A 12,798-nucleotide genomic window follows, 5' to 3' on the forward strand; every position below is an offset into this window, starting at 1 on the left:
CCCCCCCCGGCTCTTTGCCGCTGGGTGGTTTTGAAAGCCGCTGGCGCCCAAACTGAACGCCATGCCCGTCATCCGACGGGTTTTTTTTGCCCGACGCCGGCCGCCGTGCTCAGCCCTGCTTCGCCACCTTGTGCAGCGCGGCCAGCAGCCGGTCGACCTGCGCCTCCGTGGTGAACAAGGACGGTGTCACGCGCACGCAGGCGCCCGAGGCCAGCCCGTCGCGGTGGATGGTGAACACGCCGTGTTCCGCCACCAGCCGCTTGGCCAGGGCCACATTTTGCGCCAGCGTCGCCTGTCCCTTCAAACGGAAGGCGGCGATCGCGCTGCTCAAACGCGGGTCGGCCGAGGCCAGCACTTCGATGCCGGCGATCTCGCGCGCCGGCTCGACCCAACGGTTGCGCAGCCCTTGCAGGCGCGCCTGCTTGTTGGCCACGCCGATGCGCTGGTGCACCTCGAAGGCCAGCGGCAGCGCCAGGAAGGCGGCGAAATTGGCGGTGCCCGTGTGCACGCGCGTGCGCACGTCGTCGCCGTCCTGCTCGCCCATGTAGGGATCGATGTCGCGCACCCGGCCGCGCTTGATGTAGACGGCACCCACGCCGACCGGCGCGCCGATCCACTTGTGCAGATTGATGCCGACGAAGTCGGCCTGCAGGTCGGCGATGCGCATGTCGAGCTGGCCGACGCCGTGCGCCGCGTCGACGATGACGTCGATGCCGCGTTGCCGCGCCATGCGGCTGATGTCGGCCACCGGCAGTTGCATGCCGTTGCGGTGGTTGACCTGGGTGATCAGCAGCAGCTTCAAGCGCGGATGCCGCGCCATCGCCTTGGCGTAGCAGTCGATCACGCTGTCGTGGCTGAACGGCTCCGGCAGATTGATCGACACCACCTCGACGCCACGGCGCTGCTTGAGCCAGCGCATGGCGGCGATCATGGCGTCGTAGTCGATGTCGGCGCACAGCACCACATCGCCCGGCGCCAGGCGGTTGTAGCCGCCGATCAGCGCCTGCAACGCCTCGGTGGCGCCACGGGTCAGCACGATCTCGTCCACCTCGACACCCAGCGCGCCGGCGGCGCCGGCCCGCGCCGCCTCAAACTCGGCCGGGTAATCGCGCCGGGCGTACCAGGAAGAATCGCGGTTCACCGTCGCCGTCAACGCCTGGTAATTCTGCAGCACGGGCCGCGCCATCGCGCCCCAATAGCCGTTCTCCAGTTGCACCACGCGGTCGGTGACGTCGTACAACGCGGCCACGTCGGACCAGTAGCGCCGGTCGCTCGCCAGCGCGGCCGGCGTCACTCCGGCTGGCGCGCGCGGCACGCTGGCCGCCAGTTGGGCCAGCGTGGCAGCCGGATCAAGCGACGGCGCGGCGGCACGCGCGCCCAATGGAACCAGGGGCAGCAAGGCGCCGGCGCGCAGCCAGCGGCGCCGGCCTTGGTCGGCGCTCACAATGTCACCCGGGCCGGCGCGCACGGCGCCGCGTTGAGGGTGGGCCGCGCGGCCGCGCTGGCGAGTTGGCTGGCTTTTAAGCTCATTGCAATGTTTTCTGCCGAAGGCATGATTGAACTCTGTCGTTGACGCCACCCCAGCGTATGCAAGCGGTATGTCAGGCGTATGACTCACCATAACAGAATGTAAAAACTTTGACAATTCGGCAATGTTACCCGGCAAGCGCACGCGGCGCTTCGACACCATCCGGCGTGACACCAACGCGACGCCTAGACGGGCCGCGCGTTCAGCCGGGCGTCGAGCAACTCGACGACGCCTTGGCGCCGCTTGTGCGCCGTTTCATAGCGGCGCAGCGCGCGCAGGTCGGAGCGCGACAGGCGGTCCAGCCGCGTGCCGACCTCCTCCACGGTCAAATGGTCGTAGCGGGCGATCGGCAGATCGTGGTCGGCCGTCGCGCCGCCCTGCTCCAGCGCGTGGCCGCCCTGGGTTTCGCCGTATTCGGCGCGCTGCTTGTTGACGATGCGCGCCGCCACCTCCTCCTCGCGGCCCGGATAGCGGCCCTCCTCCTTGAATTTGCTTTGCAACTCGCGGTACTCGCGCTCCCGTTCGGCATCGGCTCCTTTGGGCATGATGGTCTCCCTACTCGTTTAAATAGTCGGACCATCTTACAAAGGCGGCGCGCCGGCGGGCGCACGCCTGCCCGCCCAGCCTTGCCGCCGGCGCGTTTCAGAAAAAAAGAAGACAGTCAAGCACTGCAACTAGTGTTGCAACTCTACAAAGAAATATTGCTAGATCTGCACGGCGCTCGCTGCTACACTTGGCCGGCCCGGAGGAGACACCGGCTTGCACAAGGAACGCCAATCAGCGGCCTGAACCGGCGATGGCGACGACAAGAGACAACAACAATAAGTGCCTAATGAATATCGCAAACATCAAAATCGGCTACCGGCTGACCATCGCCTTTTCCCTTACAACATTGATGCTGGCCGTGGTCGTGAGCATGGGCGCGGCCGGTTTGCGTCGTACCGGCGCCGAGATCGAACAAACGGTGCATCAGCGCTACGACCAGATCAGCCTGCTCAACCAGCTCAAGGACGCGCTGGAGAGCCAGGCGGCCGGACTGCGCGACCTGCTGCTGGCCGGCGACGCCGAGCAGGCCGAGCAGCTGGGCCGCATCGAGCAGAGCGGCAAGGTGGTCGAGCAATTGTTGCTCCAGTTCGACGCGCTGGCGGCCCCGTCCGGCGCCGGTGCGCGCGCCGCGCCGTCGGCCGCGCCTTTCGACAACGCGGCACCGCAAGCGGCACAGATAAACAGCGCGGCGCCGCAAGCGGCACTGCGTGAGGCGCGCGCCCGCTACCTGCCCGGCCGCGACAAATTGCTGGCCCTGCTGCGCGGCGGCGAGCGCGACCGCGCCATCGCCCAGCTCTACCAGCAAACCGGGCCGGCCCACGCCGCCGCCATGGCCGCGCTCGACGAATTGATCGCCGTCCAGGTCAAGCAGATGCGCGAGGGCGGCGCCGAGGCCGCGCAACAGGCGCGCACCTTCGGCGCGGCGATGCTCGCGCTGGGCGTGGCCGGCGGCCTGCTCAGCCTGCTCACCGCCTGGTACATCACGCGCGGCATCGTGCGCCCGATCAACCACGCCGTGCGGGTGGCGCGCACCGTCGCCGCCGGCGACCTCAGCTCGCTGATCGAGGTCCGCTCGCAAGACGAGATCGGCCAGTTGTCGCAGGCGCTGCGCGAGATGAACGCCAGCCTGGTCGGCATCGTCGGCGAGGTGCGCGGCGGCACCGACACCATCGCCACCGCCTCGGCCGAGATCGCCGCCGGCAACCTCGACCTGTCGGCCCGCACCGAGCGCCAGGCCGGCGAACTGGAGGAAACCGCCTCGTCGATGCAGCAATTGACCGCCACCGTCAAGCAGAACGCCGCCCACGCCGAACAGGCCAACGCGCTGGCCCGCTCGGCCTCGGCGGTGGCCGGCCGGGGCGGCGCCGTGGTGGCCCAGGTGGTCGGCACCATGGCCAGCATCAACGGCGCCTCGCGCAAGATCGTCGACATCATCGGCGTCATCGACGGCATCGCCTTCCGCACCAACATCCTGGCGCTCAACGCGGCGGTGGAGGCGGCGCGCGCCGGAGAACAGGGTCGCGGCTTCGCCGTGGTAGCCAACGAGGTGCGCGTGCTGGCCCAGCGTTCGGCCGCCGCCGCCCACGAGATCAAGGCGCTGATCGCCGACTCGGTCGAGCAGGTCGACGCCGGCGCCCGCCTGGTCGACCAAGCCGGCAGCACCATGGACGAGATCGTCGCCAGCGTGGCGCGGGTCACCGGCATCATGGGCGAGATCGCCGCCGCCAGCCGCGAGCAACTGTCCGGCATCGAACACGTCAACCAGGCCATCGCCTCGATGGACCAGACCACGCAGCAGAACGCCGCGCTGGTCGAGCAGGCCTCGGCGGCCGCCGCGACGATGCAGCGGCAGGCGGCCCACCTGCTGGGCGCGGTCGGCGTGTTCAAGCTCGGCGCCGACCGGGGCGGCGGGCGGGCCGGCGCGCCGCGCACCGAGCGGGCGCCCCCCGCCGTCGCCAGCGTGACGCCGCTGCGAAGCCGGCGTGGCCGGCAGCAACTGCCGGCCGCAGCCGCCCCGCCACGCCAGCGCGCCAATGGCGCCGAATAATTAAATTTCCATCATGTAATTTTCAATTCCTATTGACAATTTTCATGATGGCCATTTTCACCGATGGCACGATCAACTCTCCCACCACATCCGGAGATCACCATGTTTCACCGTCAATCGCACTACCTGCTTGCCAATCCGGCGCCGACGCCGCGCCGCCACCCGCCACGCCTGGCGCTGGGCGCGGTGCTCGCCCTGCTTGGCGCCAGCGCCGCCGCCCAAGTGACGTCGATGCGCACCTTCGGCGACTACGCCGTCGACGGCGCCAGCGCCACCACGCTGGTCGACAACTGGACCCCGGCCAACGGCGCCGTGACGCTGTTCTCCTACGACAACCGAACCGAGCCTTACAGCCACAGCAGCGTCGCCGACGCCCGCGTCTATCTCGGCGGCGGGCCAAACACCGTCGACGACTTGAGCCAGGCGCCGGCGGCGGCACCCTCCGGCTTCACCCTGCTGCTGAGTAGCCTGGGCCTGGTCTGCACGCTGGCCGCCCTGCGGCGGCGCCGACCGCGCTGCTACCCGGCCTAGGTTTGCCGGCCGCCCACTTGTGTAAAAACAAGGAGGCGGCTTTTAATTAGCATTTTCTTAAGCGTAATCATGTGGCAATCGATATAATATTGGCAATTTCACGTGCCGCCGCCGCGCCGTGCCGGCACGCCGATAGTCATTCACCACATGGAGATCCACATGCGCACTGGCAAAACCAAGTTCAACCACCCCCTCACCAGCGCCCGTCTGGGCTGCCTGGCCGTCGGCGCCGCGCTGAGCTGCCTCAGCCCGGCCGCGTCGGCCACGATCGTCTCGATGGAAGCCTGGGCCAACTACGGCGTCAACGGCAACGAGAGCGCCCCGCTTTCGAGCGGCCTGGGCTTGTCCGGCACCTCGGTCGACGTGCTCGACTTCAGCGGCGCCAACGGCAGCCAGACCGGCCTGCACAGCTATGGCGACACCAGCGGCAACTTCGGTAGCCGCGCCTCCGGCTCCGGCGTCTACAATGTCTACGGCGGCTTCCGCGTCGAACAGTGGATCACCAACACCAGCGCCGTCTCCCAGTTCGGCAGCTACCACTTCCAGATCACCCCCGGCATGCTGCAAAACAGCATCGGCAGCGCGCTGACCGGCAACCATTACGTCGAGTCCGGCCTGCTCTTCGACCTCAGGCTCGGTGACACCTCGGTGTGGGCCAGCGGCGGCTACTTGCACAGCGACGCCTCCGGCAGCCGCTTCGGCGTCTTCGGCGACACCTCGCTGTATGCCGGCGGCGGCACCCTGTACAACGTGCTGGGCCAGTCGCGCGACATCGACCTGGGCGTCATCACCGCCGGCCAGACCATCAAGCTGACCTACACCCTCACCACCTCCGCCAGCGGCTACAGCGCCGCCGGCGCGGACCGCTGGGTGCCGCCGAGCGACTTCGTGGTGCCCGAGGGCTGGTATAACTGGGACGGCTGCACCCGCGGCATGGCCGCCGCCGCAACCAACGGCGACGGCTGCGTGGTCGGCCCCGGCGACGTCGTCCACACCGACGGCCATTGGCTGCCGGGCGACGTCAGCGGTTCGCACGCCAGCTCGGGCGATCCGTTCAGCGTCCATCTGGCCGACCACAACATGAACTTCAACGTCAACGGCGGCAGCAACACGTTTGGCCAATTGACCATGACGCCGGTGCCGGAGCCGACCGGCTACGCCATGCTGTTGGGCGGCATGAGCCTGATGGGCGTGCTGGCCGCGCGCCGCCGCCGGCGCGACGGCCGCTGAGAGTGCCCGCGCCGGCGCGCCCGAAACGGCCGCCGGCGCGTCTTGCCCGCCGCGCCAATCGCCGTTCCAATCCCGCCGTCCTACATCAACTCCTCCAACGCGGCGCGCAGCTGCGCCATGTCGTCGACCACGCGCAGCGCGCCGGGGAAGTCGTAATGCCGCGTCAGCGCGTTGCGCAGGATGATGCAGCGCAGCCCGGCGGCACGCGCCGCCTGCAGGCCGCGCGGCGAATCCTCCACCACCACGCACTGCGCCGCCGCCAGCCCGAGCCGCTCCAGGCCGAGCAGATACGGCTCCGGCGAGGGCTTGCTGTTGACGTAGCACTCCTGCGTCAGCACGAATTCGAAGTGCTGCAGCAGCGACAGGCGGCGGTGGATGATGTCGAAGTGTTCGGCGTGCGAGCTGGTCACCACGCCCATGCGCAGGCGCGGCGCCAGCGCCGCCAGCAGCTCGGCCACGCCGGCGATGGCCGGAATGTGCTCGGCCGCCAGGCGCTCGCTGTACTTGCGGTTGCGGCCGTCGCGCAGTGCGGCGATTTGCGCCGCCGTGATCCCGCGCGCCTCCAACAGATGCCAGGCGCCGCAATTGTCGACCAAATACCAATCGAAGAACTGACGCTCGCTCAGCGCGATCCGGTGGTGCGCGAACAGCTCCCGATTCGACTCGTAGAACAGCCTCTCGGTGTCGACCAGCACGCCGTCGTTGTCCCATAAAACCCCAGCTAAGCCAGCCAACATAAGCCGCATCCCTTCCAGCGCATGGCAAAAACGGCCATTGTACCCGGCGCGGCAAGCATTGATGGCCTTCGCTTGCCGTGTGTGCAATACTCCACGCTGTGCTCCGATAATCACAGCTATATGGCCGTTACAGCATTTGCCCACCGCAGTCTGAAATTCCGCATGACCGGCGTCGTCGTCCTGCTCGTCCTCGCCGCCACCGTGGTGGTGACCTGGGTCGCGCTGATGCTCGCCGAGCACGACATGAAGGCCATCATCGGCGACCAGCAGTACGCGCTGCTGTCGGGCGCCGCCGCCAACATCGACGAGCAGCTCAACGCCCGCCGCCAAATGCTCGCCGCGCTGGCCGAGTCGGTGCCCGGCGACGTGCGCGACCACCCCGGCCGCATGCAGGAGTTCATCGACCGCCACCCGACGGCGCGCAAAGCCTTCTACAACCTGGTGGTCTTCGACGCCAAGGGCGAGCTGGTGCACGACGAGCGCCACCACGAGGCCGGCGCCGGCCTCAACGTCGCCGGCCGCCAGTACTTCGACGACACGCTGGCCCTGAAGGCCGGCGTCATCTCGGCGCCCTTCCGCAGCCAGCTGTCAAACATGCCGGTGGTGCTGATCACCCAGCCGATCTTCGACCAGCGCGGCGAGGTGACGCTGCTGCTGGCCGGCAGCATCGACCTGGACAACGCCACCTTCTTCGAGCAGATCAGCGCGCAAAAACCCGGCAAGACCGGCTTCATCTTCATCATGACGGCCGACGGCATCCTGGTGCAGCACCCCAGCCGCGCCCGCCTGCTGCAGCACATCAACGCGCGCGCCGGCCGCAACGACGCCACCGAGATGGCGCTGCGCGGCTTCGAGGGCTGGACCGAGGCCAACAACAAGGAGGGCAGCCCCGGCATCTATTCGTACAAGCGGCTCAAGTCGATCAACTGGATCGTCGGCGCCCGCTTCCCCACCGACGAGGCCTTCGCGCCGATGATCGCCATGCGCCACCAGGCCGTGCTGGCCGCCACGCTGCTGGCCGCCGTGGCCGGAGCGGTGGCCTGGCTGGTGATCATGACCTTGCTGCGCCCGCTCGGCCGGCTGCGCCGCCACATCACCGAGATCCGCAGCGGCCGCGCCGAAATCGGCGTGCTGCAGCGCCGCCGGCGCGACGAGATCGGCGAGTTGAGCACCGCCTTCCACGAGCTGATGGCCGAGCGCGAGGCGGCGCAGGAGCGCACCCGCATGATCGCCGACTCGATGCCGGCGCTGATCGCCTACCTCGACCGCGACCTGCGTTACCGCTTCACCAACGCCCACTTCCGCGACATGATGCAGGTCGAACCGGACAGCATGATCGGCCGCACCATCGCCGAAACCTTCGGCGAGCCCTTCTACCAGATGCTCAAGGAGAAGCTCGACGCCGTGCTGCGCGGCGAGCGCGTGCACTACGAGCGCGAAGGCGTCAACCAGGGCCGCGTGGTGCAGCTGATGGGCGACATGCTGCCCGACGTCGGCGCCGACGGCAGCGTGGTCGGCCTGTACCTGATGGTGATGGACATCACCGAGCGCAAGAACGCCGAACTGACCCAGGCCGCCAGCGAGCAGCGCCTCAAGCTGTTGACCGACAACCTGCCGGTGCTGATCTCCTACCTCGACGGCGAGCGCCGCTTCCAGTTCGTCAACGCCACCTTCCAGCAATGGTTCGGCCTCGACCCGGCGCGGCTGATCGGCCAGCGCCTGGTCGACGGCATCGGCGCCGAGCACTACCAGGACGCCGAGCACCATCTGGAGCAGGCCTACCGGGGCCAGCGCGTCACCTACGAGCTGAAGGCGCGCCTGAGCGACGGCGTACACACCCTGGAGACCACCTTCGTGCCCGACCAGCGCGCCGACGGCAGCGTGGCCGGCGTCTACTCGCTGACCCACGACACCACGCGCATGAAGGAGATCGAGGAGCGCCTGATCCAGCTGGCCCGCGTCGACACGCTGACCGGCATCGCCAACCGCCTGATGTTCGAGGAGATCCTGCAACTGGCGCTGGGCCGGGCGCGGCGCAACCGCCAGCCGATGGCGCTGGCCTACCTCGACATCGACAACTTCAAGACCATCAACGACACGCTGGGCCACGGCGCCGGCGACGAGGTGCTCAAGGAGTTCGCCGCCCGCCTGGTCGGCAACGTGCGCGCCACCGACACCGTGGCCCGCCTGGCCGGCGACGAATTCGTCATCATCTACGAGCAGGTGCACAACGGCGACGAGGCGCTGCGCCTGGCCGCCAAAATCGTCGACGCGGTACGCTGCGACTTCAGCGTGGCCGGCGCGCCGATGCGCATCACCACCAGCATCGGCATCGCGCTACACGCGCTCGACGGCGAGATCGCCGCCGAACTGGTGGCGCGCGCCGACAGCGCCCTTTACAGCGCCAAGCGCAACGGCCGCGACGGCTACGCGATGGACGGCGCCGCCTAATCCGCCGGCGGTGCCAGAACCACCCAACGGCAAAGAGCCAGGCGGCGGCTAGTCCGCCGCGGATGCCAGAACCACCCCACGGCAAAGAGCCAGGGTCGGACCCGCCGGGTCCGACCCTAGCTTTGCGCCTCTGGGTCTTGCGAACCCGACGGCAACACGCGGCGCAACCGCGCCAGCTCGCCGTGCAGCACCGCCATGTGATTCAGCCGTCCCCACGATCCGACGCTGCCGATCACATACAGCCGGCATTTGGCCCGCGTGATCGCCACATTGAGCAGGTTCGGCCGGTCCAGCGCCCAGGCGCGCGCGCCGGCGCCGGCCTTGCCCGCCGCCGTGCCCAGCACCAGAAAAACGATCTCCGCCTCCTTGCCCTGGAAGGTATGCACGGTGCCGCACTCGACGCCCTTGATGCCGGCCGCGCGCACTTGGCGGGCACAAGCCTCCTTCACCTTGCGGAACGGCGAAATCACGAAAATTTTCGCCGCCTTCACCTTGCCGTCGGCGCCGCGCTCGCCGGCCACATGGGCCGGCTGGTCCTGCAGGCGGCGCAGCAGATCGACCAACACCTCAAGCTCCGCGTCCACCACCGGGTGCTGCGCCACGGTCGAGCGCACGTCGAACCAGGCGCTGGCGCCGAGCACGCAGCGGAAATCGACCGCCTCGCCCTGCCCCTGCGGGTCGACCCGGCCCTGCACCATCTGGCCGCCGTAAGCGATGCGGTTGGCCACCGAGAACATCGGCTCGTCGCACCGGCGGTGGGTGCGCAGCGGCATACCGGTCCAGATGCGGCGCGGCTCCAGCCCCGGCCCGTCGTCCTGCGCGACCCAGGAACCGAAGGCGGTGACGCGGTCGGCCAAGGTCTGCACCGACTGCTCGGCCGGCGACCAGATGGCCGCCACGGCGCGGCGCCGGCGCAGGTCTTCGGCCACCGCCAGCGGCACCGTGAACACCGGCTCGATCTGCAGCGGATCGCCGATCAGCACGGCGCGCCGGCTGCGCCAGATGGCGCCGGCGGTCGATTGCGGCGTCGCTTGGCCGGCCTCGTCGACCAGCAACCAACCCAGCGACTCCTGCCCCATGCCTTGGAACAGGCGGTCGAACGAGGCCATCGTGGTCGACACCACCGGCACGATGAAGAACAGGATGTCCCACAGGATGGGACGCTGTTCCGCCAGCAGTTTGCCCCGGCTGGCGCCGGTCAGCATGGCGCTGACGGCGCGCAGGTTGCCGATGAAGCGGCCGGCGTTGGCCAGCACGGTGAGCCGGTGCAGCTCCATCGACTGCAAAAATATTTTGGCGCGCAGCGTGTCCAGCGCGGCGCAAACGCCGACCGACAGGCGGTGGCGCTGCTCGGCCGGCAGCGCCCAGAAGCCGGCGTCCGGGAAATGGCGCACGCCGATCTGGTAGCCGGCCTGCAGGTCCAACTGGTGCTGGCGGAACTGCGCCTCGGTTTTCTGCTTCTCGGCCGCGTCGGCCTGGCGCCGCCGCCCCTTGGTCTGCGCCACCGCCTCGTGCGACAACGCGGCGCGGGCCAGCTCGGCCAAAGCTTCGCTGGCCTCGGCCAGCGCCGTGGTCGGCTGGTCCAGGCTGCGCCGGCGCGCCGCCATGGCCGCCGTCTCGCGGCCCAGCCAGGCCATCAGCCGGTCCCACAGGCCGGGCCGGGCGCGCTCGCGCAACTGCTCCAACATGGCGCGGCGGCCGTCGATCAGCGTGCGCTGCACCGACATCGCTTCGCGGCTGGCGGCCAGCTCGGCGTTGGCCGCCGCGATTTGCCGGTCCCATTCCTGCAAACCGGCCAACTGCGCGGCCAGCCGCGCGCGGCAGGCGTCCAGCCCCAGCGCGGCCTGCTCGGCCTTGAGCAGCAGCGCCCGCTTGGCGTCGAACTCCTCGACCAGCGCGCGCAAGGCCTGGCGCGCCTGCTGCCACTCGTCCTGGTAGCGGGCGTAGTCGGCGGTGGCCGCCTCCAGCAGCTGCTTCATCGACGGCGGCGGCGCCGGCTTGGCCGGCTCGGCGGCCGCAGCGGCCGCAGCGGCCGGCGTGGCTTGCGCGGCCGGCGTGTCGAACAGCTGGCCGCTGGCCGCCGCCGTGGCCGGCTTGGCCTCCGGCTTGACGAACTCGTCGCGGAAGAAGCCCTGCGCGAACGAGCGGCGGTTGCCGGCGTTGCCCAACGCCGCCGCCACCATGCCCCAGCAGGCGATCGGCGCGCCGTCCTCGTCGAGCACCTTCTGCGCCGCGAACACGGCGCCGATCACCTCGTCGAAATAGCTGGCCGGGCCGAATTCGGTCGACACTTTTTTACGCGCCGGCAGCTCCTGCGTGATGTTTTTGACCGCGTTGTTGTTGGTGCTTGCGACGACGATGGAACTGCCGTCCATGATCTCGGCGCGCAGCGGGAAGACGTTCTTGCCCGCCACCTCGACGGTGTCGCCGAAGACCTCGGCCGGCCGCCGCAAGTCCATCAAGCGCAGCGCGCGCTGGGTCACCACGTCGGCGATCACGTCGCACAGCAGCGTGGTCTTGCCGGTGCCCGGCGGACCGTTGACGCCGACCACGCCGGCAGCCGGCCCCAGCGCGCGCAGGATCTGCGCCACCGCCGCCTGCTGCGCCAGCACCAGCGGCAACTTGGCCGGCGCCGGCCAGCGCGCGCGCGGCAGATGGGCCACGCTGAGCAGGCCGGTCATGGCCGCGTTGTCGGTCAGGATGTCGCGCCGCGCCGCCGGCGCCAGCGGCGCGCCCAGATAGGTGCCCAAGGCTGGTCCGAAGGCCTCGCCGCGCTGCGCCTGGCCGATCAGGCGGTCCAGATCGTCGAGATAGAAGGAGTTGAGGAAGTCGCCGGCGTTTTGCAGGTCGGCCTCCATGTACTTGCGGTTGACCCGCGTCGAGCGCACCACCAGGCGCCAGTCCAGCCGAACGTCGTCGGCAGCGGCGCCGAGCCGCTCCAGCAGCAGGCCCAGCTCCTCGTCCAGCTCGACCCAGCCCAGACCCTTGGCCTTGGCCGGCGGCGCTTCGCCTTCGCCGCCGCCGTCTCCGCCCGGTTGCGGCTGCGGCTGCGGCCGCTGGCGGCGCTGGGCGAACTCCTCGCGCGCGCCGGCCAGCCTGGCGTTCAAGCCCTCCAACGGTTCCGCCTTGCGCAACAGGTCGACGCCGTACACATAGCTGGCCGCCAGATAGCTGTCCAACTTCGCCGCGCCGTCCTCGTCGACGACGAAGGCGCCCAACCAGCCGGTGCCGCCGGAGCGCTCGCGCTCACGCTCGCCCAACCGAGTCGACCCGGCCGCCTCCCCGTGCGGCGCCATCGCCGTCAGCAGCAGGCCCTCCAGCCGCTCGGTGTCGGCCACGCCCAGGTAGACCAGGTGGACCCAGCCGTGCGTGGCGCCAGGCGCATACTCGCGGCGGCGCCAGGGCAGCACCTCGCCGCGCCGCAGCGTCAGGATATGGCTGCTGGCGGTCGCCTCACGCGAGCCGGGCGCGGCGGGGATGTTGAAGATCTCCAGGTCGCGCCAAAAACTGAGGATGGAAAGTGGACCAGCTGCCGGAATTGTCAAAAAAAACCTCGTGAGTGCGGACCGGCGCGGCGGCCGCGCGGCCGGCGCCAAAGTCGAAAGGCGCAATCTTACTCCCAAGGCAAGGCCGGCGTACAGCCGCCGCGCCGCCGCGGCCGCCACGCCACACTCGCGGCCGGCCGTGGCGGCGATATCGCCGGCAAACACCGCCGTCCCGGGCGAATG

8 protein-coding genes are annotated in these 12,798 nt (G+C 69.5%); 4 read left to right on the forward strand and 4 right to left on the reverse strand.

All coding sequences use genetic code 11. The features are described 5' to 3' along the window. Positions 1–109: 109 nt before the first annotated feature. On the reverse strand, positions 110–1,444 hold the full coding sequence (locus H7U20_RS11890) for an aminotransferase class V-fold PLP-dependent enzyme (protein WP_370593144.1): 1,335 nt from the start codon (positions 1,442–1,444) through the stop codon (positions 110–112). 269 nt (positions 1,445–1,713) lie between these two features. Next, a complete protein-coding gene (locus H7U20_RS11895) occupies positions 1,714–2,073 on the reverse strand; it encodes a hypothetical protein (RefSeq protein WP_199759362.1) in 360 nt (119 codons plus the stop codon). 287 nt (positions 2,074–2,360) lie between these two features. On the opposite strand from H7U20_RS11895, the gene H7U20_RS11900 reads away from it, so the two are divergent. The 3 genes from H7U20_RS11900 (at position 2,361) to H7U20_RS11910 (ending at position 5,882) form a co-directional block, all read left to right on the forward strand. After that, positions 2,361–4,121 carry a methyl-accepting chemotaxis protein gene (locus H7U20_RS11900; RefSeq protein ID WP_199759363.1) on the forward strand — a complete coding sequence of 587 codons (1,761 nt, stop codon included), beginning with the start codon at positions 2,361–2,363 and terminating at the stop codon, positions 4,119–4,121. A gap of 102 nt (positions 4,122–4,223) precedes the next feature. Next, a complete protein-coding gene (locus tag H7U20_RS11905; protein WP_199759364.1) occupies positions 4,224–4,652 on the forward strand; it encodes a hypothetical protein in 429 nt (142 codons plus the stop codon). A gap of 159 nt (positions 4,653–4,811) precedes the next feature. Next, positions 4,812–5,882, forward strand: a complete 1,071-nt coding sequence (locus H7U20_RS11910) for a PEP-CTERM sorting domain-containing protein (protein ID WP_233410694.1) — start codon at positions 4,812–4,814, stop codon at positions 5,880–5,882. An 80-nt stretch (positions 5,883–5,962) separates the two neighbouring features. Here the strand turns inward: H7U20_RS11910 and H7U20_RS11915 are convergent, their stop codons facing one another. Then, positions 5,963–6,619 (reverse strand): HAD family hydrolase, encoded by a 657-nt coding sequence (locus tag H7U20_RS11915; RefSeq protein WP_199759365.1) that lies wholly within the window; start codon positions 6,617–6,619, stop codon positions 5,963–5,965. A 162-nt stretch (positions 6,620–6,781) separates the two neighbouring features. Between H7U20_RS11915 and H7U20_RS11920 the strand changes: the two genes are divergently transcribed. After that, a complete protein-coding gene (locus H7U20_RS11920; RefSeq protein ID WP_199759366.1) occupies positions 6,782–9,070 on the forward strand; it encodes a diguanylate cyclase domain-containing protein in 2,289 nt (762 codons plus the stop codon). Positions 9,071–9,186: 116 nt separating this feature from the next. Here the strand turns inward: H7U20_RS11920 and H7U20_RS11925 are convergent, their stop codons facing one another. Beyond that, on the reverse strand, positions 9,187–12,615 hold the full coding sequence (locus tag H7U20_RS11925) for a DEAD/DEAH box helicase (protein ID WP_199759367.1): 3,429 nt from the start codon (positions 12,613–12,615) through the stop codon (positions 9,187–9,189). Between the last annotated feature and the right edge of the window lie 183 nt (positions 12,616–12,798).

The organism is Rugamonas violacea (genome assembly GCF_016461825.1).
GTDB lineage: Bacteria > Pseudomonadota > Gammaproteobacteria > Burkholderiales > Burkholderiaceae_D > Rugamonas.